Annotated in this window: 19 protein-coding genes and 1 tRNA gene; 15 read left to right on the forward strand and 5 right to left on the reverse strand. The window is 65.7% G+C overall.

Going from position 1 to position 20,832, the window contains the following annotated elements:
* Positions 1–59: 59 nt before the first annotated feature.
* On the forward strand, positions 60–1,055 hold the full coding sequence (locus ACYQ0L_RS07920) for a threonine aldolase family protein (protein WP_459788508.1): 996 nt from the start codon (positions 60–62) through the stop codon (positions 1,053–1,055).
* Positions 1,052–2,008 (forward strand): DMT family transporter, encoded by a 957-nt coding sequence (locus tag ACYQ0L_RS07925; protein ID WP_459788510.1) that lies wholly within the window; start codon positions 1,052–1,054, stop codon positions 2,006–2,008. Before ACYQ0L_RS07920 ends, ACYQ0L_RS07925 begins: the two co-directional genes overlap by 4 nt.
* Here ACYQ0L_RS07925 and ACYQ0L_RS07930 read toward each other — a convergent pair.
* Positions 1,980–2,774, reverse strand: coding sequence for a Rossmann-fold NAD(P)-binding domain-containing protein (locus ACYQ0L_RS07930; protein ID WP_459788511.1), 795 nt, complete (start codon positions 2,772–2,774; stop codon positions 1,980–1,982). The genes ACYQ0L_RS07925 and ACYQ0L_RS07930 overlap by 29 nt on opposite strands.
* A gap of 60 nt (positions 2,775–2,834) precedes the next feature.
* On the opposite strand from ACYQ0L_RS07930, the gene pepN reads away from it, so the two are divergent.
* From pepN to ACYQ0L_RS07970, 8 genes are all read left to right on the forward strand, one after another.
* Positions 2,835–5,477: an aminopeptidase N gene (pepN, locus tag ACYQ0L_RS07935; protein ID WP_459788512.1), complete on the forward strand. Its 2,643-nt coding sequence runs from the start codon at positions 2,835–2,837 to the stop codon at positions 5,475–5,477.
* Positions 5,470–6,252, forward strand: a complete 783-nt coding sequence (gene pgeF, locus ACYQ0L_RS07940) for a peptidoglycan editing factor PgeF (RefSeq protein WP_459788513.1) — start codon at positions 5,470–5,472, stop codon at positions 6,250–6,252. The genes pepN and pgeF overlap by 8 nt, the downstream gene beginning before the upstream one ends.
* A gap of 228 nt (positions 6,253–6,480) precedes the next feature.
* A complete protein-coding gene (petA, locus tag ACYQ0L_RS07945) occupies positions 6,481–7,065 on the forward strand; it encodes a ubiquinol-cytochrome c reductase iron-sulfur subunit (RefSeq protein ID WP_459788514.1) in 585 nt (194 codons plus the stop codon).
* 12 nt (positions 7,066–7,077) lie between these two features.
* Positions 7,078–8,367, forward strand: coding sequence for a cytochrome b (locus tag ACYQ0L_RS07950; RefSeq protein ID WP_459788515.1), 1,290 nt, complete (start codon positions 7,078–7,080; stop codon positions 8,365–8,367).
* 44 nt (positions 8,368–8,411) lie between these two features.
* Positions 8,412–9,281 (forward strand): cytochrome c1, encoded by an 870-nt coding sequence (locus ACYQ0L_RS07955; protein WP_459788516.1) that lies wholly within the window; start codon positions 8,412–8,414, stop codon positions 9,279–9,281.
* Between the two features lie 37 nt (positions 9,282–9,318).
* On the forward strand, positions 9,319–9,858 hold the full coding sequence (locus ACYQ0L_RS07960) for an adenine phosphoribosyltransferase (protein WP_459789017.1): 540 nt from the start codon (positions 9,319–9,321) through the stop codon (positions 9,856–9,858).
* A 76-nt stretch (positions 9,859–9,934) separates the two neighbouring features.
* On the forward strand, positions 9,935–11,791 hold the full coding sequence (locus tag ACYQ0L_RS07965) for a cation:proton antiporter (RefSeq protein WP_459788517.1): 1,857 nt from the start codon (positions 9,935–9,937) through the stop codon (positions 11,789–11,791).
* Positions 11,792–11,816: 25 nt separating this feature from the next.
* Positions 11,817–12,470, forward strand: coding sequence for an OmpA family protein (locus tag ACYQ0L_RS07970; RefSeq protein WP_459788519.1), 654 nt, complete (start codon positions 11,817–11,819; stop codon positions 12,468–12,470).
* A gap of 7 nt (positions 12,471–12,477) precedes the next feature.
* Here ACYQ0L_RS07970 and ACYQ0L_RS07975 read toward each other — a convergent pair whose 3' ends face one another.
* Genes ACYQ0L_RS07975 through cysD form a run of 3 tightly spaced genes read right to left on the reverse strand, consistent with a single transcriptional unit; the run spans position 12,478 to position 16,054 of the window.
* Complete coding sequence (locus ACYQ0L_RS07975) at positions 12,478–13,224, reverse strand: 3'(2'),5'-bisphosphate nucleotidase CysQ (RefSeq protein ID WP_459788520.1); 747 nt, start codon at positions 13,222–13,224, stop codon at positions 12,478–12,480.
* On the reverse strand, positions 13,221–15,152 hold the full coding sequence (gene cysN, locus ACYQ0L_RS07980) for a sulfate adenylyltransferase subunit CysN (RefSeq protein WP_459788521.1): 1,932 nt from the start codon (positions 15,150–15,152) through the stop codon (positions 13,221–13,223). Before cysN ends, ACYQ0L_RS07975 begins: the two co-directional genes overlap by 4 nt.
* A complete protein-coding gene (cysD, locus tag ACYQ0L_RS07985; RefSeq protein WP_459788522.1) occupies positions 15,152–16,054 on the reverse strand; it encodes a sulfate adenylyltransferase subunit CysD in 903 nt (300 codons plus the stop codon). The genes cysN and cysD overlap by 1 nt, the downstream gene beginning before the upstream one ends.
* Before the next feature lie 134 nt (positions 16,055–16,188).
* Between cysD and ACYQ0L_RS07990 the strand changes: the two genes are divergently transcribed.
* A tRNA-Gly gene (locus ACYQ0L_RS07990) sits at positions 16,189–16,262 on the forward strand.
* 81 nt (positions 16,263–16,343) lie between these two features.
* Here ACYQ0L_RS07990 and panC read toward each other — a convergent pair.
* Positions 16,344–17,204 (reverse strand): pantoate--beta-alanine ligase, encoded by an 861-nt coding sequence (panC, locus tag ACYQ0L_RS07995; protein WP_459788523.1) that lies wholly within the window; start codon positions 17,202–17,204, stop codon positions 16,344–16,346.
* A gap of 41 nt (positions 17,205–17,245) precedes the next feature.
* Between panC and ACYQ0L_RS08000 the strand changes: the two genes are divergently transcribed.
* The 4 genes from ACYQ0L_RS08000 (at position 17,246) to ACYQ0L_RS08015 (ending at position 20,824) form a co-directional block, all read left to right on the forward strand.
* Complete coding sequence (locus ACYQ0L_RS08000; RefSeq protein WP_459788525.1) at positions 17,246–18,100, forward strand: division plane positioning ATPase MipZ; 855 nt, start codon at positions 17,246–17,248, stop codon at positions 18,098–18,100.
* On the forward strand, positions 18,097–18,393 hold the full coding sequence (locus ACYQ0L_RS08005) for a molecular chaperone DnaJ (RefSeq protein ID WP_459788526.1): 297 nt from the start codon (positions 18,097–18,099) through the stop codon (positions 18,391–18,393). Before ACYQ0L_RS08000 ends, ACYQ0L_RS08005 begins: the two co-directional genes overlap by 4 nt.
* On the forward strand, positions 18,390–19,793 hold the full coding sequence (gene pgmG, locus ACYQ0L_RS08010) for a phosphoglucomutase/phosphomannomutase PgmG (protein ID WP_459788527.1): 1,404 nt from the start codon (positions 18,390–18,392) through the stop codon (positions 19,791–19,793). The genes ACYQ0L_RS08005 and pgmG overlap by 4 nt, the downstream gene beginning before the upstream one ends.
* 209 nt (positions 19,794–20,002) lie before the next feature.
* Complete coding sequence (locus ACYQ0L_RS08015; RefSeq protein WP_459788528.1) at positions 20,003–20,824, forward strand: DUF2059 domain-containing protein; 822 nt, start codon at positions 20,003–20,005, stop codon at positions 20,822–20,824.
* Positions 20,825–20,832 lie beyond the last annotated feature (8 nt).

Genomic DNA, 20,832 nt, shown 5'->3' on the forward strand with positions numbered 1-20,832 from the left:
GATGCGGGTGTCCTTTCGATACGCTTGCATCGAACGCGGCCCTGCGTCAGCGCGTTCCGATGCGATTCCTTTCCGACAACGCCGCGACCGTCCATCCCAGGGTGTGGGAAGCGCTGCACGCCGCCGACAGCGTCGATTCGCCCTATGACAACGACGCGCTCTCGCAGCGGCTGGACGAGGCGTTCGGCGCGCTGTTCGGGCGGGAGGTCGCGGTCCTTTGGGTGGCCACCGGCACGGCGGCGAACTGCCTCGCGCTGAGTGCGATGTGCCCGCCGCACGGCGGTGTCGTGTGCCATGCCGAGGCGCATATCGAGATGGACGAGGGCGGGGCGCCCGGCTTCTATCTCCACGGCGCGAAACTGCTGTTGGCGCAAGGCGAAGGCGCAAAGCTGACCCCCAATGCGATTTCTGCGGTGATCGATCCGATCCGCTATGATGTGCATCAGGTGCAGCCCCACGCGATCTCGATCACGCAGGCAAGTGAATATGGCTGCGCCTACCGGGCGGAGGAGATCGCCACGATCGCCGGTCTGGCGCGCGAACGCGGCCTCGGACTGCATATGGACGGCGCGCGCTTCGCCAACGCGACTGCGTTTCTGGACTGCTCGGCGGCCGAGGCCGCAGGCGACGTCGATGCGCTGAGCTTCGGTTGCGTCAAGAATGGCGCGATGAGCGCGGAGGCGATCGTGTTCTTCGACCCCGCGCTGGCGGATGTGGTCCGCTACCGCCGCAAGCGTGCAGGCCACCTCCAGAGCAAGGGGCGCTTCCTCGCCGCGCAGTTGCTCGCGATGGTCGAGGGCGACCTGTGGCTCGAGAACGCGCGCGCCGCCAACGCCGCCGCGCAGGCGATTGCCGAGGACGGGGGAGAGCGGCTGATGCATCCGGTCGAAGCGAACGAGGTCTTCATCCGGCTGACTTCGCAGGAGCGCGAAATCCTGCGCGATGCGGGCTACCAGTTCTACGACTGGGGGGCCGATGCCGCGCGCTTCGTGGCCTCGTGGGACAGCGACCTTGCCGATGCGCGCTCGCTCGGCCAACGGATCGCAGCGCTGTGAGCGACGCTGCCAGCGGGATGCTGCGCCCGCGCGTCATCTTCCCTTTCCTCATTACCGGTACGATCTGGGGATCGACCTGGTTGGTCATCACCGGGCAGATCGACGGGGTGCCCGCCGCCTGGTCGGTCTTCTACCGCTTCGCGCTCGCCACCCCGGCGCTGTTTCTCGTCGCGGCGATCATGAAGCGGCGGCTGAAGCTGACCCGGCCCGAGCACCTGCTCGCGATGGTGGTCGGCATCTTCCAGTTCAGCGGCAATTTCCTGTTCGTCTACCATGCCGAACTCTACGTGACCTCGGGCATCGTCGCGATGATGTTCGGCCTGCTGATGGTCCCCAACGCGCTGTTCGCGCGCGCCTTTCTGGGGGAGCGGGTGAAGGGCGGATTCGTGCTCGGCAGCGCGATCGCCATTATCGGCGTCTCGTTCCTGCTGGTCCACGAATGGCGAGCCAATCCTGATGCCGGCGTTCTCGGTGGGAATGTCGTGCTGGGGATCGGGCTCGCGCTGCTGGGCATCCTCGCCGCATCGGTCGCCAATGTCGTGCAGGCGAACCCGACCGGGCGCGCGGTGCCGATGGTCAGCCTGCTCGCCTGGGCTATGATCTACGGCACGGCGTTCGACTTCGCTTTCGCCTGGCTCACCACCGGTCCGCCGCCGGTGCCGGACGCGCCGGGCTACTGGCTCGGCATCGTCTACCTCGCGCTGATCGGATCGGTCGTGACCTTCCCGCTGCACTACAATCTCGTGCGCGAGATCGGGGCAGGGCGCACGGCCTATAACTCGATCCTGACCATCTCGGTGGCGATGCTGCTCTCGACGCTGTTCGAGGACTATCGCTGGACTTGGCTGACCGCGAGCGGGATGGGGCTGGCGGTGCTCGGCATGGTGCTCGCCTTGCGCGCGAGACGCCGCAAGCCGGCGATCGTCAAGGCCGAGGGGGCCGCAGTGCCCTGAGCCCTTCGCGGTAGGTCGGGTAGCGTGGCTGCCAGCCCAGAACGCGCTTCGCCTTGCTGTTCGCGACGCGCCGGTTCTCGGCATAGAAGCCGCGCGCCATGGGGGAGAGATCGGCTTCCTCCAGCGTCAGCAGCGGCGGGGGCTCGACCCCCAGCAGCGCGCAGGCTTCCTCCACCACGGCGTTCTGACTCGCGGGCAGATCGTCGCCGAGGTTGTAGGCGCCTTCGGGTGCATCGCCGGTCAGCGCGGCGAGGACGCCGCTGACGATATCGTCCGCATGCACGCGGCTGAAGACCTGCCCCGGCATGTCGATCCGGTGTGCCTTGCCCTCCTCGATTCGCTCGAAAATGCTGCGTCCCGGGCCGTAGATCCCGGGCAAGCGGAAGACCCGCGCGCCCAGCTCCAGCCACAGCGAATCGGCATCGGCGCGGGCGCTTCGCCGTCCGCCGCCGGTCGGGGAGCTTTCGTCGACCCATGCGCCGGCGGCATCGCCATAGACTCCGGTCGAGGAGAGATAGCCGTACCAGGCGCGCCCGAACGCGCGGCCATGGGTGTCGAGCACCGGGTCGCGGCCGCTCTCGCGATCGGGCGGTACGCTGGAGAGAACGTGGGTGGCCGAGGAGAGGGCAGCGCGAACGCTATCCGTATCGTCGAACGAAAGCTTGCCGTCGCTGCCTGTCGCAACCACTTCCCACCCGAGAGATTGTGCTTCTTGTGCGATCCGCTTGGCGCTGTAGCCGAGCCCGAAGATGAAGAGTTTTGGCATCCTGTGCGGTGCTGCCACAGATTGGCCCGAGATCAAAAGGGCGAGAGGAAACGACGACCGATGGATCAGCCCAGCACACCCCAAGCCGCCGCAGACAGCCCCGCAGGCGCGCCGAACCTGCCCGATGCGGCGCCCGAGCCGCACGAGCCGGCGGTGATCCGCCGCGAGGATTATGCCCCCTTCGCGTGGCGGGTGCCCGCGATCCGGCTCGCGTTCGATCTCGGGATCGAGACCACGCGGGTCGAGGCGACGCTGGATGTCGAGCCCAACCCCGATGCGGAGGCTTCCGATGAGATCCGCCTCGATGGCGATGGCCTGGTGCTCGAAAGCGTGCACGTCGATGGCGCGGAGTGCACCGACTGGCGGCGCGAGGGCGAGGCGCTGATCGTCCCGCTGGCGCCGGGCGCGCACAAGCTGGCCATCGTCACCCGCATCGCGCCGGCCGAGAACACGCAGTTGATGGGGCTCTATGCCAGCAACGGCATGCTCTGCACCCAGTGCGAGGCGGAAGGCTTCCGCCGGATCACCTTCTTCCCCGACCGGCCCGATGTCCTCTCGATCTACACCGTGCGCATGGAAGGCGATGCGCAGACCTTCCCCGTGCTTCTGTCCAACGGCAACCCGGTGGACGAGGGTGAGCTCGAAGGCGGGCGCCACTTCGCCGAATGGAACGACCCCTGGCCCAAGCCTTCCTACCTGTTCGCGCTGGTCGCGGGCGATCTCGTCGCGCGGACCGATAACTTCACAACGATGAGTGGGCGCAAGGTCGAGCTGGGCGTCTGGGTTCGCGAGGAAGACCTGCCGCGTACAAGCCATGCGATCGAATCGCTCAAGCGATCGATGAAGTGGGACGAGGAGACCTTCGGGCGCGAATACGACCTCGACCGGTTCAACATCGTCGCCGTGGGCGATTTCAACATGGGGGCGATGGAGAACAAGGGCCTCAACATCTTCAACACGAAATACGTGCTGGCGGACGAGGACACCGCGACCGACGCCGATTTCGACGCGGTCGAGGGCGTGATCGGGCACGAGTATTTCCACAACTGGTCGGGCAATCGCGTGACCTGCCGCGACTGGTTCCAGCTCAGCCTCAAGGAAGGCTTCACCGTACTGCGCGACCAGCTGTTCAGCCAGGACCTGCACGGCCATGCGATCAAGCGGATCGGCGATGTGAAGGTGCTGCGCGCGGTCCAGTTCCCCGAGGACAGCGGGCCGTTCGCGCATCCGATCAGGCCCGATTCCTATAAGGAAATCAGCAACTTTTACACCGCGACCGTCTACAACAAGGGCGCCGAGGTGATCCGCATGATGCGCTCCATGGCGGGGGAAGAGCGTTTTCGGAAAGGCAGCGATCTCTATTTCGAGCGGCACGATGGCGAAGCCGCCACCTGCGAGGATTTCGTCAGCGCAATGGAAGACGGTGCCGGGCTCGACCTCAAGCAGTTCCGCCGCTGGTACGAGCAGGCTGGCACGCCGAAGGTGACGCTCGATCAGCGACAGGACGGTGACACGGCGGTCCTGACCCTGCGCCAGACCGTCCCTGCCACTCCGGGCCAGCCGGACAAGGCGGCCGTGCCGATCCCGCTGCGGATCGCCCTGTTCGATCGCGAAAGCGGCGAGCATGCGGGCGAACAGCTGATCGTGCTGACCGAGGCGGAGCAGGCGTTCACCTTCGACGGATTTGCCAGGCCACCGATCCTTTCGATCAACCGCGGCTTCACCGCACCCGTCGCGATCACCCGCGACATAGCGCGGGAGGATCTGGTCTTCCTCGCCGGGAACGACGACGACAGTTTTGCGCGGCATGAGGCGATGCAGGAACTGCTGCTCGGCTACCTGCTGGGCGGTGAAGACGAGTATGCGCGCGAAGCGATCGGCACCGCCGCCGGCGCGATTCTGGACGACGGCGCGCTCCATCACGAGATGCGCGCCGAGCTGCTCAGCCTGCCGCCGTTCGCCTACCTCGCCGAACGCTCCGAGATCTACGATCCGGCGGCGATGGTCGAGCGGCGCGAAGGGCTGATGGCATGGCTGGGCGAGCGCTTCGCGGATCGCTTCGCCGAGCTGCACGACCGGCTCGAAGCGCCCGCGCGCGAAGCGGGCCCGTCAGGCAAGCAGGCCCGGCGCATGCGCTCGCTCGCGCTTGCCTATATCGCGGCTGCCGATCCTACCGAGGGGGCCCGGCGCGGGCTCGCACAATATCGCGCTGCATCCGGCATGACCGAACGGCAGGGCGCGCTGTCCGTGCTCGCCGGGCTCGAAGGGCCGGAGCGGGAGGAGGCGCTGGCCGACTTTTACGAACGCTTCGAAGACAACCCGCTGGTGGTCGACAAGTGGTTCACCCTCCAGGCAACCGCGCTCCGCCGCGATGTGCTGCGGGACGTAGAGCGGCTGGGCGGGCATCAAGCCTACACCATGCACAACCCCAACCGGGTGCGCGCGCTCTACGGCGCGATGTCGGGCAACCCGCTCGCCTTCCACGATGCGAGCGGGGCGGGGTACCGGATGATTGCCGACCTGATCCTCGAGCTGAACCTCAAGAATCCGCAGCTGGCCGCCCGGTTCGTGCCGTCGCTCGGCCGCTTCCGGCGGATGGAGCCCAAACGTTCCGCCCTGATGAAGGCCGAGCTGGAGCGGATTTCGCAGGCCCCCACGCTGTCGCGCGACGTCGCGGAACAGGTCTCGGCGAGCCTTGGCTGACGAGCTGACCGCAAGCGCGCAGCCTTTCCGGGCTGCGGCGCTCGATCACGTTCCGCACGGCTTTTTTGGCCGCGCGGGGGGAGTATCGACCGGCGAGGTCGCGGGCTTGCAGGTCGGCTTCGGTGCGGACGACGATCCGGCGGCGGTCGCGGAAAATCGGCGTCGGGCCACCGGTGCCGTGCTGCCGGGCGCGGGCCTGGCCATGCCCTATCAGGTCCACTCGCCCGATGTGGCGATCGTCAGCCAGCCGGTCGAAGGCGAGGCGCGGCCGCGCGTCGACGCGCTGGTGACCGCGACACCCGGCCTGCTGGTCGGGGTGGTGACGGCGGACTGCGCCCCGGTGCTGCTCGCCGATCGCCAGGCCGGCGTGGTCGCTGCCGCCCATGCAGGCTGGCGAGGAGCGAAAGAGGGCGTGCTCGCGAATACCATTGCGGCGATGGTCTGTGCCGGGGCGGATCGTGCCCGCATCAGCGCGGCGATCGGGCCGACGATCGCGCTGCCGAGCTACGAGGTGGATGACGGGTTTCGCGACCGCTTCCTCTCCGACGACCCGGCATGGGACCGCTTCTTCGTCTCCGGCAAGCCCGGGCACTGGCAATTCGACCTGCCCGCATTCGTCGCGGCGCGGCTGCAAGATGAAGGAATCGCACGGGTCGAGGATCTTGCGCGCGACACCTATGACGATGCGGCGCGATTCTATTCCTTTCGCCGCGCAAGCCACCGGGGCGAGGCATCCTACGGCAGGCAGGGCGCGTTTATCGGCCTTGCAGGATAGGGCGCAGACCGCGCTCCTTTCCCCAAAGCCCGTATGATCTTGCGCGACCGAGCATGCTTGTTGCGGAAAAGGCCATTGGCAGCGTGCGGCTTACACGCTAACAGCGCCCGCTAATGGGAAGGGGGCCCGCTCCCGGCAGCCCCGTGGGTGAGCGGATCGCCCGTTTCCCTAGATATTCCAACCCGGGCGGATCGGATCGATCGCGATGCCCGCGACAAGGCAGGAACGATGGCAGAGGCAACCGGTGCCGCGACCGCGGAACCCCACGAAGCAGGCGACACCACCGATGGCGTGCGCCGCCGCGACTTCATCAATATTGCTGCGCTGAGCGCGGCAGGTGTCGGTGGTGTTGCGGTCGTCTACCCGCTCATCAGCCAGATGGCGCCTTCGGCGGACGTGCTGGCCGAAAGCACGACCGAGGTCGATGTCTCCGCGATCGAGCCTGGCCAGGCGATCAAGGCGGTCTTCCGCAAGCAGCCGCTGTTCGTGCGTCGCCTGACGCAGGCGGAAATCGCCGAAGCCAACGCCGTCCCGCTCAGCGCGCTGCGCGACCCGCAGACCCTGGAGGAGCGGACCAAGGCCGGTCATACCGACATGCTGGTGACCATGGGCGTCTGCACCCACCTCGGCTGCGTGCCGCTGGGTGCCGCCGAGGGTGAGAACCGCGGCGAGTTCGGTGGCTATTTCTGCCCCTGCCACGGTTCGCAGTTCGATACCGCGGCCCGCATTCGCAAGGGCCCCGCGCCGACCAACCTGGTAGTGCCGGATTACACGTTCACGTCGGATACCACGATCGTGGTCGGCGAAGCTTAAGAGAGAGATGCAATGAGCTTTCCCTGGGCCAAGGAATACACGCCGGCGAGCGGGTTCACCAAGTGGATCGACGAGAAGCTGCCCCTGCCGCGCTTCGTCTATAACGCCATCGGTGGCGGCTATCCCGTGCCGCGCAACCTCAATTACATGTGGAATTTCGGCGTCCTTGCCGGGTTCTGCCTGGTGCTGCAGATCGTCACCGGCGTGGTGCTGGCGATGCACTATGCCGCCAATGCGCAGGTCGCCTTCGGGACGGTCGAACACATCATGCGCGACGTGAACTGGGGCTGGATGCTGCGCTACATGCACGCCAACGGCGCCAGCTTCTTCTTCCTCGTGCTGTATCTCCACATCTTCCGGGGCTTCTTCTACTCCTCGTACAAGGCCCCGCGCGAGATGATCTGGCTGCTGGGCGTGGTGATCTTCCTGCTCGCCATGGCGACGGCCTTCATGGGCTACGTGCTGCCGTGGGGTCAGATGAGCTTCTGGGGCGCCAAGGTCATTACCGGCCTGTTCTCGGCCATTCCGTTCGTCGGCGAGCCGATCCAGGTGTGGCTGCTGGGCGGCTATGCGCCGGACAATGCCGCCCTCAACCGCTTCTTCTCGCTCCACTTCCTGCTGCCCTTCGTGATCGCGGCCGTCGTGATCCTGCACATCTGGGCGCTGCACATCCCGGGGTCCTCGAACCCGACCGGCGTCGAAGTGAAGCATGAAAGCGATACCGTGCCCTTCCACCCGTATTACACGGCGAAGGACGGCTTCGGGCTCGGCATCTTCCTGCTGCTGTACTGCGCCTTCGTGTTCTTCATGCCGAACATGCTTGGCCACCCGGACAACTATATCGAAGCGAACCCGCTCTCGACCCCGGCGCACATCGTTCCCGAATGGTATTTCTACCCGTTCTACGCGATCCTGCGTGCCTTCACCTTCGACTTCGTGCTGCAGGCGAAGCTGTGGGGCGTGCTGGCCATGTTCAGCTCGATCCTGCTGTGGTTCCTGCTGCCCTGGCTGGACCGTTCGAAGGTTCGCAGCGGCCATTACCGCCCGCTGTTCCGCACCTTCTTCTGGATCTTCGTCGTCGATATGGCGGTGCTGTTCTATTGCGGCGGCGCTCCGGCTGAAGAGCCCTATGTCATGATCAGCCAGATCGCGACCGCGTACTACTTCCTGCACTTCCTCGTGATCCTGCCGGTGGTCTCCTCTATCGAGAAGCCCAAGCCGCTGCCGTTCTCGATCACCGAAGCAGTGCTCAAATCGGACAAGAAGGCCGTGCTGGGCGAAAACACCCAGCCTGCGGTCTGATCGGCCGCGACTTCCAGACGACGGACTAAAGCTAAGGACATCCGATGATCCGCATTCTCTCCGCCCTTGCCGGAATCGTCTTTGCCGGCGTCGCACTTCTGGCGTTCTTCAACGGTGCCTACACCTTCTTCACCGAAGAAGCGGTTCACTCGGCTGAGCACGAATTCCACGAGGAAGCCCACGGTCCTGAAGGCGGCTATTCGTTCGACGGGATCGCAGGCACCTGGGACATCCAGCAGCTCCAGCGTGGCCTGAAGGTCTACAACGAAGTGTGCTCGGCCTGTCACAGCCTCAAGTACGTCGCCTTCCGCGATCTCCAGGAAATCGGCTACAGCGAAGCGCAGGTGAAGGCTTTCGCGGCGACCAAGCAGGTGCCGGGCATCGATCCGAATACCGGTGAAGCGACCACGCGTCCTGCCGAACCGACCGACTATTTCCCGTCGCCCTATCCCAATGCCGTTGCGGCGCGCGCTGCGAACAACAACGCGATCCCGCCCGACCTCTCGCTGATGACCAAGGCACGTCACCACGGCAGCGACTACGTCTATTCGCTGCTGACCGGCTATGCCGATCCCGCGACTTACCAGAAGGACGGGAAGGTTCTGATGGAGGAGTTCCCCGACTTCTCGACCCCGCCGGGCCTCCATTTCAACCCGTACTTCGGCAACCTCAACCTCGCGATGGCACCGCCACTCGGCATGGATGGCCAGGTGACCTACGACGATGGCACCGAGGCGACCATTTCGCAGATGGCGCGGGACGTTTCCGCCTTCCTGACCTGGACCGCGGAGCCCAAGCTCATCGAGCGCAAGCAGACCGGCTGGGCGGTGATGATCTTCCTGCTGTTCGCGACCGTGCTGGCCTATTTCGCCAAGCGGCAGATCTGGTCGAGCGTGAAGCCGAAGAAGGACTGATCCGATCGCGGCTCAGGCCCCGGCGGGAACCCGCACGCTGCTCGATACCGAGCAGCTGCGGGCGAGCATCCGCACGGTACCGGATTTTCCCAAGCCCGGGATCCAGTTCCGCGACATCACGACCCTGCTCGCCGATCCGGCGGCACTGCATACCAGCGTAAGCCTGTTGGCGGATCATGTCCGCGCCTCGGGTGCGGATGCCGTCGCCGGCATGGAAGCGCGCGGTTTCATCTTCGGCGCGGCCGTGGCGATCGAGGCGGGCGTAGGCTTCGTCCCGATCCGCAAGCCGGGCAAGCTGCCCGTCGAAACGATCGGCGTCGACTACCAGCTCGAATACGGGGTCGACCGGCTGGAGCTGGATGCCACCGCCCTGCAGAAGGGATCGCGGCTGGCGCTGGTCGACGATCTGATCGCAACCGGGGGAACCGCGCTGGCCGCCGCGCAGCTCGTGAAGCTCGCGGGCGCGGAGGTCGCAACGGCGCTGTTCGTGATCGACCTGCCCGATCTTGGCGGATCGGATCGGCTGCGCGAGGCGGGCCTCGACGTGCGAACCCTCGTCGCATTCGAAGGCGATTGAGCTTACGATAGACCGGGTTGCGGAACATAAACCGCATCCCTGCCGTTCAATGCGGATCGAAGGGGGCTGAATCGCAATGGATTCCTCAGCATTGGTGATTGCCGCGATCGGCGCGCTGGGTATCGGTGCGCAATGGATCGCGTGGCGCACGGGCTGGCCAGCGATCGTCCTTATGCTCGCCGCGGGATTTCTCGCAGGCCCCGTCCTCGGCATTTTCGACCCGGAAGCCACCTTCGGATCGTTGCTCGAGCCGATGATCGGCATCGGGGTCGCTCTGATCCTGTTCGAAGGCGGGCTCAGCCTCGATTTTCGCGAACTGCGCCATTCGGGCAGTGCGGTGTGGCGCCTTGCGACGATCGGCGTGATCGTCGGATGGGCGCTGGGCGCGGCCGCAGGCTATTACGTTGCCGGCATCGTCTGGCCGGTCGCCATCCTCTTCGGCGGAATCCTGGTCGTGACCGGGCCCACGGTCGTCCTGCCGCTGTTGCGCCAATCCTCGGTCCAGACCCGGCCCGCCTCGATCCTCAAGTGGGAAGCGATCGTCAACGATCCGACCGGCGCGCTCGCCGCCGTGATCGCCTACGAATATTTCCGCAAGGTGGCCGAGGCACCCGGCGCCTCGCTGTTTGAGGTCGTCCCGCCGCTCATCATCGCCGCGCTCGTCTCCGGCGTGATCGGTTACGCCGCGGCCTGGCTGATCGCCTTCCTGTTCCCGCGCGGTGCGGTCCCAGAGTACCTGAAGGTCCCCGTCCTTTTCTCGATGGTCATCGCAGTCTTCGTCGGCTGCAACATGATCGAGCACGAGGCCGGGCTGGTCGCGGTTACCGTGATGGGCGTGGCGCTGGCGAACATGGACGTGTCCTCGCTGCGCAGCATCCACCCGTTCAAGGAGAACATCGCCGTTCTGCTGGTCTCGGGCATCTTCATCCTGCTCTCAGCCTCGCTCAACTGGGACGATCTGCAATACCTCAACTGGCGCTTCGGTGCGTTCCTGCTGGTGCTGCTGTTCTTCGTCCGCCCGGCGACGGTCCTCATCAGCCTGTTCGGAAGCTCGATCCCGTGGAACGAGCGTCTCTTCCTTGCCTGGATCGCGCCGCGCGGGATCGTGCTGGTGGCAATCTCCGGCCTGTTCGCGCTGCGCCTTAGCGAGCTCGGCTACGGCGACGGCAACGTCCTCATCGGGTTGAGCTTTGCGGTCGTCGTCGCGACAATCGTTGCGCATGGCTTCACGATCAATCTCGCCGCGCGGCTCCTGAAGGTTAGGGGAACCAGCCGCCCGGGCTTGCTCATTGCGGGCAGCACGCCGTGGACCATCGCCCTCGCCAAGCAGATGCACGCGCTCAAAACGCCCGTGATGATCGTCGATTCCAGCTGGCAGCGGCTCGCCGCCGCCCGCCGCGAGGGACTGCCGTTCTATCACGGCGAGATCCTCAACGAGGCGACCGAACACAATCTCGATCTCAACCCCTATCAGGTGCTCGTCGCGGCGACCGAAAACGAGGCTTACAACGCACTTGTCTGCAACGAATTCGCGCACGAGATCGGGCGCGACAGCGTCTACCAGCTTGGCGAGGCGGCGGACGACGATCGCCGGGCGCTGCCGGAAAGCCTGCGTGGCCGTGCGCTGTTCGCATCGGGCTTCGGTGTGGCCGAGGTTGACCAGCGGCAGAAGGAAGGCTGGACCTTCCGCCGGACCAAGCTGACCGAAGAGTTCACGATCGACGATGCGCGCGATAAGTTGGGCGACAAGGCGCAGATGCTCCTGCTGCTGCGCGAAAACGGCGCGATGCGCTTCTTCACCCACGCGGCCAAGCCCGAACCGCGCGCGGGCGACATTGTCATCACCTATTCGCCGCAACACCTTAAGCGGGCGGAAGCGGAATCGGCGCGGCGCGAGGCCGAAACGGGCGGCGCAAAGCCGAAACCGGCATGAATTGGCAGTTAAAGGAGGTGTGGCCATGCGTGGCCCGTTGATAGTGTTGGCTCTCGGGGGGCTCCTCGCAGCTTGCGACAGGGATGATCCGCCCCCGGCACCCGAGCCGACCCCGACCGAGACCCAGGCCACGGATGGCCAGGAGCAAGCCTCCATCATCCGCCCCGAAATGGAGGTCGAGCGTCCGCCGATCGCGCTGGAGCCCCTGCGGGTGACCATTCCCTTCGCCGATGGCGGTTCGGATCTGGACGATGCCGGTCTCGGCGAACTGCGCGGGCTTCTGGAAACCGACCAGTGGGAGCAGGTCGAACGGGTCATCCTGCGCGGTCACAGCGATGCCGGCGGGCCCGATGCGGTCAACATGCGCTTGTCCGAAGAGCGCGCCCAGACTGTTGCGGACTGGATGGTCGCCCGTGGGCTGGACGAGGACGCGATCCGCGTGATCGCGTTCGGTTCGCAGAACCCGATCCAGCCCAACCTGCTGCCCGATGGCGAGCCGAACGAACGCGGCCGCGCCGCCAACCGCCGCGTGGAAGTCACCATCCTGGTGCCCGAAGGCGCGACCATTCCAGACCCGGGCCCCACAGCGCCCCCTGCACCGCCGAGTGGCCCGCCCAGCGGAGCCGCAACGGGCGGCGCGTCAAAGTCCACTTCGACCGGCAGCAGTATCAAGCAGTAAATGGGCTTCAGACGTGGGTCCAATCCGCGACTGCCCGCAAAATGGGCTCTGCCAACTCTGGCCGACAGATGATCAGGTCGGGCGACAGGGTATCGGCGCGGTTGTAGCGAAGCGGAGATCCGTCGATCCGCGAGCAATGCAGCCCATGTGCCTGCGCCACCGCGACCGGCGCGCAATTGTCCCACTCGTACTGTCCGCCGCTGTGAACATAGGCGTCGGCCTCTCCCCGGACGACCGCCATCGCCTTTGCGCCGGCGGACCCCATACCGACCAATTCCAATCCGAGCTCGGCGGCCACATGCTCCGCCTCAGCAGGCGGACGGCTCCGGCTGACCACAATGCGCCCGGTCGGTGGCGGAGAGGCACGCGACGGGTCGCGTTCGCTGGTCAGCACCATGCCCAGATCCGGCAGCGCGACCGCGCCTGCATGGGCGACGCCGTCCACCGCCAATGCGACATGCACCGCCCAGTCTTCCCGCCCTTCGGCAAATTCGCGGGTCCCGTCGACAGGATCGATGATCCAGAGACGCGAGAACGCCAGGCGGTCGGGGCTGTCAGCGCTCTCCTCGCTCAGGATGGCATCCTCGGGCCGAAGCTCGCGCAGCGCGGGCACGAGGAAAGCGTTGGCCGCCTTGTCGCCCCCGTCGCCGAGCGCGCGCCCCTCAAGCCGGCCCTCCGCACGCAGCGCGCGCGCGATCTCGCCTGCCTGCCGCGCGAGTTCGGCGGCCAGTTGCGTATCGGACAGCGCCCTCATTTGAGCGGCAGGATCCGGGCGATGATGTGGTCGGCGGCCTCTTGCACGCTCATGTCCACCGTGTTCACGCGAATCTCGGGTTCGTGCGGGGGCTCGTAAGGGCTGTCGATCCCGGTGAAATTCTTCAGCTGTCCGCTCCGCGCTTTCTTGTAGAGACCCTTTACGTCGCGTTCCTCCGCCACTTCCAGCGGGGTGTCGACGAAGATTTCGATGAACTCGCCCTCGGGCAGCATGTCGCGCACCATCTGCCGCTCCGCCCGGAAGGGGCTGATGAAGGCGGTCAGCACGATCAGACCGGCATCGGCCATCAGCTTGGCGACTTCGCCGATACGGCGGATATTCTCGATCCGGTCGGTCTCGGTGAAGCCGAGGTCCTTGTTGAGCCCGTGGCGGACATTGTCCCCGTCGAGCAGGAAGGTATGCCGGTTCATCAGCGCGAGTTTCTTCTCCACCGCATTGGCGATGGTCGACTTGCCCGAGCCCGAAAGCCCGGTGAACCACAGCACGCGCGGGACCTGGTTCTTGATCGCGGCGTGATGATCGCGGGCAATATCGGTCGGCTGCCAGTGGACGTTCTGCGCCCTGCGCAAGGCGAAGTTGAGCATGCCGCAACCGACGGTGGCGTTGCTCTCCTTATCGATCAGGATAAATCCGCCGAGCGCCTTGCTTTGCGCATAGGCCTCGAACGTGATCGGGCGATCGGTGCGCAGCTCGAGCACCCCGATACCATTCAGCTCCAGCGTCTTGGCGGCCAGATGCGCAGCGGAGCCGACCGGATTGTTGACGTCGATCTCGTATTTCGGAGCCTGCAGCGTCGCGGTCACGGTGCGGGTGCCCAGCTTGAGCCAGTAGCCACGGCCCGGCTTCAGCGCGGTCCGGTCCATCCACACCACGCTCGCCTCGAACTGGTCGGCGACCTGCGGCGGATCGTCCGCCAGCGCGATCACGTCACCGCGACTGCAATCGACCTCGTCCGCCAGCGTGAGGGTGACGGATTGCCCGGCCACCGCCTCATCCAGCGGCCCGTCGAAGGTCTCGATCGCCTTTATGGTGGTCCGGGCACCCGCGGGGAGGATGCGCACAGCATCGTCCGGCCGGATCGTGCCCTCGCTGACCAGTCCGGCGAACCCCCGGAAGTCCTGGTTGGGCCGGTTGACCCACTGGACCGCCATGCGGAAGGGACGGGCCTCCGCGTTCTCGCCCGTGATCGGCACGGCCTCGAGCGCACCGATCAATGTCGGGCCATCGTACCAATCCATCCTGGTGGAGCGATCGACCACGTTGTCGCCCTTGAAGCCCGAAATCGGGATCGCGGTCACATCGGCAAGGCCAAGATTGTCCGCATAGGTGGCGAAATCGGCGCGGATCGCCTCGAACACGCCCGCATCGTAATCCACCAAATCCATTTTGTTCACCGCGAGGATGACGTTGCGGATGCCCAGCAGCTGCGCGAGAAAGGCATGGCGCCGCGTCTGGACCAGCACGCCCTTGCGCGCATCGACCAGCAGGACAGCGGCATCGGCGGTCGAGGCACCGGTCACCATATTGCGCGTGTACTGTTCATGCCCCGGGGTGTCGGCGACGATGAACTTGCGGCTTTCGGTGGCAAAGAAGCGGTAGGCGACGTCGATGGTGATGCCCTGCTCGCGCTCCGCCGAAAGCCCGTCGACCAGCAATGCGAAGTCCAGCGCCTCGCCTTGCGTACCGACCTTGCCGCTGTCGGCGTGCAGCTGGCTCAGCTGGTCCTCGAACACGGCCCGCGAATCGTACAGGAGCCGCCCGATCAGGGTCGACTTTCCGTCGTCGACGCTGCCGCAGGTAATGAAACGCAGCATGTCCTTGTCGCGATGCCGCGCGAGATAGGCGTCGATATCCTGCGCGATCAGCGCATCGGGCCGGTAGGTGGTGGGGGATTCGGCATCGGCCATCAGAAATATCCCTCCGCCTTCTTCTTCTCCATCCCGGCGCCGCCTTCTTCCTTGTCGATCGCGCGGCCCTGCCGTTCACTGCTGGTGGTCAGGAGCATTTCCTGCACGACCGCCTCGATGCTCGATGCCTCGCTCTCGACCGCGCCGGTCAGCGGATAGCAGCCGAGCGTGCGGAAGCGGACCGAGCGGGTCTGCGGCTGTTCGCCATCCGCCAGCGGGAAGCGGTCGTCATCGACCATCAGCAGCATCCCGTCCCGCTCCACCACGGGGCGGGGTTCGGCGAAATAGAGCGAGGCGATCTCGATCCCTTCCGCCATGATGTACTGCCAGATGTCGAGCTCGGTCCAGTTGGACAGCGGGAAGGCGCGGATGCTCTCGCCCGCATTCTTGCGCGTGTTGTAGAGGTTCCAGAGTTCGGGCCGCTGGTTCTTCGGGTCCCACGCATGGGTCGCAGTGCGGAATGAGAGGACGCGCTCCTTGGCGCGGCTCTTTTCTTCATCGCGCCGCGCTCCGCCGAAGGCCGCGTCGAAGCCGTGATGGTCGAGCGCCTGTTTCAGCCCCTGCGTCTTCCACATGTCGGTATGGAGCGGCCCGTGATCGAAGGGATTGATCCCGCGCTCCTTCGCCTCGGGGTTTTGCCACACGAGCAGTTCCATCCCCGCCGCCTTCGCGGAATCGTCCCGCACCGCATACATCTCCCGGAACTTCCAGGTCGTATCGACATGCAGCAGCGGGAAGGGCGGGGCGGACGGGTGGAACGCCTTGCGCGCCAGATGCAGCATCACCGCGCTGTCCTTGCCCGCGGAATAGAGCATCACGGGGCGCTGCGTTTCGGCAACGACCTCGCGCATGATGTGGATCGCCTCGGCCTCGAGGCGCTGGAGATGGGTAAGCTTGGCCATTGGCGCCATTCATGGCGACTGCGTTCAGGCGCGCCAAGAAAGAATGGCTTGGGCCGGTGCAAGCGCATCGCATGCGGAATGCGCACAAGCGATTGACGCACGGCGCCCGCCGATGGCAAAGGCAGATCGAGCGGGCGGGTATAGCATAGTGGTAATGCTCCAGCCTTCCAAGCTGGCTAGAGGGGTTCGATTCCCCTTACCCGCTCCAGTCTCTTGCATCGCTGCCGAAACCTACAGGCTGCAGCCTCTTCAAAGGCTTGCAGCGAATGCGCGCTTCCTGCCGGTCAGGTCACCTCGGGGTTGCCGCGAGATTGTCGATCAGGCGGGTCCCCCCGATATGCGCGGCCACCAGCAGGCGGGCGGGGCGATCGCCCAGCGAATCGATCCGTTCGAGAGAAGCGGCATCGGCGAGGGCGGCATAGTCGACCTTCGAAAATCCGCCCTCGATCAGCTTGCGCTCCAGATCGCGCAGCGCGGCACCGACAGGGGCACCGGCTTCGATCCGCGCGATCGCCTGCCGCATGGCTGCGGGTAGCGCTGCGGCCTGCGCGCGCGCCGTCTCGTCCAGATAGCGGTTGCGGCTGGACAGCGCGAGCCCGTCCGCCTCGCGCACGGTGGGCACGCCGAGGATCGCGTCGGCGTGCGGAAGCGCCAAGTCCAGATCGCGGGCCATACGGCGGATCACCGCGAGCTGCTGCCAATCCTTCTCGCCGAACAGCGCAAAATCGGGGCGCACCTGGTTGAACAGCTTGCAGACCACCGTGGCGACGCCCGCGAAGTGACCGGGGCGGCTCGCTCCGCAGAAATCGGCGCTCACGCCCTCTACCGCGATGCTAGTGGCGAAGCCTTCGGGATACATGGTCGCCGCATCCGGGGCCCACAGCGCATCGACACCCTCGTTCTCCAGAAGCTGCGTATCGGCTTCCATCGTGCGCGGATAGGCGTCGAGATCCTCGTTCGGGCCGAATTGGGTCGGGTTGACGAAGATCGAGACGACCACGCGGTCCGCCCGCTCGCGCGCTGTACGTACCAGCGTTAGGTGGCCCTCGTGCAGTGCGCCCATGGTCGGCACGAGAGCGACACTCTCGCCCGCCGCGCGCCAAGCCGTCACGGTAGTTCTCAAGAGTTCCAGCCGGTCAATCGATTGCATGGGTCAGGCCCCTCCGATAGATAATAACGAGTGGCCTAGCGATGCTGGGGCCCATCCCGCAATCAACAAAGGATCGCCCGAAAGTGTCAGGTCGTCGCACCCATCGGATCGTGTTCGCCAACGAGAAGGGCGGAACCGGAAAATCGACGACGGCGGTGCATGTCGCAGTGGCGCTTGCCTATCAGGGCGCGCGGGTGGCTGCGATCGACCTCGATCATCGCCAGCGCACGATGGACCGCTATTTCGAAAATCGCGACGAGACGGCGAAACGGCGCAATATTCCGCTGCCGACCGCGCGCTGCGAAGTCTTCTCGGAGGGCGATGAGGCGGCGCTGGAAGCCCGGGCAAAGGAACTGGCGGAAGATGCGGACTTCCTCATCTTCGACACGCCGGGCCGTGACGATCCGCTGGCACGCCATGTCGCGCGCGAGGCCGATACGCTGGTCACCCCGCTGAACGACAGCTTCGTCGACTTCGACCTGATCGGCCAGGTGGATGCGGAAAGCTTCAAGGTCCGCCGACTCAGCTTCTATGCCGAGCTGATCTGGGAAGCGCGGCTTGCGCGCAGCAAGACCGCGATCGAGCAGGATCGACCGCAGATGGACTGGGTGGTGGTGCGCAACCGCACCGGCCACACCGAGGCGCGTAACATGGTCCGGATCGAGCGCGCGCTGGAAGAGCTCAGCAAGCGCGTGGGCTTCCGCGTATCTTCCGGCCTGTCCGAGCGTGTGATCTATCGCGAGCTCTTCCCCTCGGGCCTGACCCTGCTCGACAAGGGCTACCTCGGCGATCTGGGCACCAGCCACCTCGTCGCCCGGCAGGAACTGCGCCAGCTGGTGCACAACCTGCGCCTGCCGGTCCCCGAAGGCGCCAACCGCGCGCTCGAAGCGGCATGATCCGCCTGCTGGTCCTCGCCGCAGTGCTCAGCGTGCTCTGCCGCTGGGGCCTGGGGCGTTGGCCGTGGGACTTCCTCAAGCCCAAACCGACCAGTTCGCAGACCGTGTTCCGCGCGCGCAAGCTGCTGGGCGTTTCGGCCGAGGCCGGCCATGCGCAAATTATCGAGGCGCACAAGCGCCTGGTGCGCCAGGTCCATCCCGACATGGGCGGCACCGCAGCCCAGGTGCACGAGGCCAATGCCGCACGCGACACCCTGATCGACAACCTGCCGCAAGATGAGAGACCTTCATGAGCCATAGCTTCGACCCGTCCATCCTGCGCGAATATGACATTCGCGGCGTAATCGGCGAAACGCTGGAGGCAGACGATGCGCGCGCGATCGGCCGCAGCTTCGGCACGCTGCTGCGGCGCGCGGGCGGTTCCACCGTCGCGGTCGGCTATGACGGCCGGCAAAGCTCTCCCGTCCTCGAACACGCGCTGGTCGAGGGCCTTACGGCGAGCGGTTGCGATGTGGTGCGGATCGGCCTCGGCGCGACGCCGATGCTCTATTACGCGGAAGCCTCAGCGCAGGAGGTGGATGGCGGCATCCAGATAACCGGCAGCCATAACCCCCCCAATTACAACGGCTTCAAAATGGTGCTTCAGGGCCGTCCGTTTTTCGGCGACGACATCCAGCGTCTCGGAAAGATCGCCGAGGCGGGCGACTGGGAGGACGGCACCGGTGCGGTCAGCGATCGCCCGCTGATCGATGCTTTCGTCGAACGGCTGCTGGAAGGTCTCGAGGGGATCGACCCGGAGAAGCTCGCCAAGCTCAAGATCGGCTGGGACGCGGGCAACGGGGCGGCGGGCCCCGCGCTCGAAAAGCTCGTCGCGCGGCTGCCGGGCGAGCATCATGTCCTCTATGCAGAGATCGACGGCACGTTTCCCAATCATCATCCCGATCCTACGGTCGAGGAGAATCTGGCGGACCTGCGCGCGCTGGTCGCGGAGAAGAACCTCGATTTCGGGGTCGCTTTCGACGGCGACGGCGACAGGATCGGCGCGATCGATGGCGAGGGGCGGGTGATCTGGGGCGACCAGCTGCTGATGATCTACGCGCAGGATTTGCTGAAGCGGCACCCCGGGGCGACGATTATCGCGGATGTGAAGGCCAGCCGTGCGCTGTTCGATCATGTCGCAGCGCATGGCGGCAAGCCGGTGATGTGGAAGACCGGTCACTCGCTGATTAAGTCCAAAATGAAGGAAACTGGCTCGCCGCTGGCGGGCGAGATGAGCGGCCACGTGTTTTTCGCGGATACCTATTACGGTTACGACGATGCGCTTTACGCCGGGGTCAGGCTGATCGCGGCTTCGGCCCGGCTGGGCCAATCGGTGACCGAGCTGCGCGGCTCCATGCCGGCGATGATCAACACCCCGGAAATGCGCTTCCAGGTGGACGAGAGCCGCAAGTTCGCCGCGATCGACGAGGTGCGCGACCGGCTGGCCGGCTCCCCGGCAGAGGTCGACGCCACCGATGGCGTACGCGTAACCAACGCGGACGGCTGGTGGCTCCTGCGCGCCTCAAATACGCAGGACGTGCTGGTCGCGCGGGCCGAAAGCGACAGCGAGGCCGGGCTTGCACGGCTGATGGAGCAGATCGACGAGCAACTGGCCCTGTCGGGTCTCGAACGTGGCCCGCAGGCAGGGCATTGATAGCGAGGTAGGTCGCGGCAGTTTTGGCGAGTGAGTGGGGAACAGTGATGAAGAACATAGCACTGGCGGCCGTGATAGGGACGCTCGCATTTGCGCAGCCCGCGCTCGCCCAGGACGGAGAGCATGGGTCCGATCTCTCTGTCGACGATATCCAGGCCGAAGTGGATCAGGCGCAGGCAGGCGAGGCCGGGCAGGATCGCGGTGCCGCCATGGCCGAGATGATGGGCGCGATCTTCAATGCCGAGCCCCTGACCGAAGAGCAGGAGGCCCGCCTGCCCGCAGCGGGTGCGGTTGCGGCGGCTCTGGTGCCGGAAGGCGTCTATGCGCGCATGATGCGCGACATGATGGACGGCACCCTTGGCGGCATCTTCGATATGGCAGTGGACGAGAGCGATGCGATGAGCAGTCTCGACCTCGCCGATTACACCGGGCTCTACGGCCAGGAGGTCGAGGAATTGACCGAAGAGCAACGGCGCGAGCTCACCAGGATTTTCGATCCGGTTTACCAGGAACGCATCGCTTCGGACATGGCGGAAATGACCGCCCTGATGGAGCGGGTCTTCGATCGCCTCGAACCCGGCTTGCGCGACGGCCTTTCCCGTGCATTGGCGACGCGCTTCTCTGATGGCGAGCTAGAAGCGATAGACGCGTTTTTCTCGACCCCGGCCGGCGCGAAATATGCGGGCGAAAGTCTGATCATGTTTTCCGATCCGCAGGTTATGGCAAGCGTGGGGCAGGCTATGCCCACTCTGATGGAAGAAATGTCGGGCTTGTTCGACGGGCAAAGCGGTGCTGCCGATGGATTGCCAGAACCGCGCGGTTACGACGATTTGACCCCGTCGGAGCAGCGCCGCGCATCGGAAATTCTCGGGGTCGATCAGGATATGCTGCGCGTGAGTATGACCAGTGCCGATCCAGCACAGGAGGCCCCAGCAGTCGATGCCGCAGCCAGCTTGGAAGATGACGCCGAAGCGCCGGCCGAACAGGGTGAGAGCTTCGAGGAAGCCATGGAAGAAATTGGCGCCGAATAAGCTCCGGC

Source organism: Alteriqipengyuania triglochinis (assembly GCF_054655655.1).

Coding starts and splice junctions, on each gene's coding strand:
- panC (WP_459788523.1), bottom strand. CDS start 17,204: ATGCAATCGATTGACCGGCTGGAACTCTTGAGAACTACCGTGACGGCT.
- ACYQ0L_RS07970 (WP_459788519.1), top strand. CDS start 11,817: ATGCGTGGCCCGTTGATAGTGTTGGCTCTCGGGGGGCTCCTCGCAGCT.
- ACYQ0L_RS07965 (WP_459788517.1), top strand. CDS start 9,935: ATGGATTCCTCAGCATTGGTGATTGCCGCGATCGGCGCGCTGGGTATC.
- ACYQ0L_RS08005 (WP_459788526.1), top strand. CDS start 18,097: ATGATCCGCCTGCTGGTCCTCGCCGCAGTGCTCAGCGTGCTCTGCCGC.
- petA (WP_459788514.1), top strand. CDS start 6,481: ATGGCAGAGGCAACCGGTGCCGCGACCGCGGAACCCCACGAAGCAGGC.
- cysN (WP_459788521.1), bottom strand. CDS start 15,152: ATGGCCGATGCCGAATCCCCCACCACCTACCGGCCCGATGCGCTGATC.
- cysD (WP_459788522.1), bottom strand. CDS start 16,054: ATGGCCAAGCTTACCCATCTCCAGCGCCTCGAGGCCGAGGCGATCCAC.
- ACYQ0L_RS08000 (WP_459788525.1), top strand. CDS start 17,246: ATGCTGGGGCCCATCCCGCAATCAACAAAGGATCGCCCGAAAGTGTCA.
- ACYQ0L_RS07955 (WP_459788516.1), top strand. CDS start 8,412: ATGATCCGCATTCTCTCCGCCCTTGCCGGAATCGTCTTTGCCGGCGTC.
- ACYQ0L_RS07920 (WP_459788508.1), top strand. CDS start 60: ATGCGATTCCTTTCCGACAACGCCGCGACCGTCCATCCCAGGGTGTGG.
- ACYQ0L_RS07950 (WP_459788515.1), top strand. CDS start 7,078: ATGAGCTTTCCCTGGGCCAAGGAATACACGCCGGCGAGCGGGTTCACC.
- ACYQ0L_RS08015 (WP_459788528.1), top strand. CDS start 20,003: ATGGCCGAGATGATGGGCGCGATCTTCAATGCCGAGCCCCTGACCGAA.
- ACYQ0L_RS07930 (WP_459788511.1), bottom strand. CDS start 2,774: ATGCCAAAACTCTTCATCTTCGGGCTCGGCTACAGCGCCAAGCGGATC.
- pepN (WP_459788512.1), top strand. CDS start 2,835: ATGGATCAGCCCAGCACACCCCAAGCCGCCGCAGACAGCCCCGCAGGC.
- ACYQ0L_RS07975 (WP_459788520.1), bottom strand. CDS start 13,224: ATGAGGGCGCTGTCCGATACGCAACTGGCCGCCGAACTCGCGCGGCAG.
- pgmG (WP_459788527.1), top strand. CDS start 18,390: ATGAGCCATAGCTTCGACCCGTCCATCCTGCGCGAATATGACATTCGC.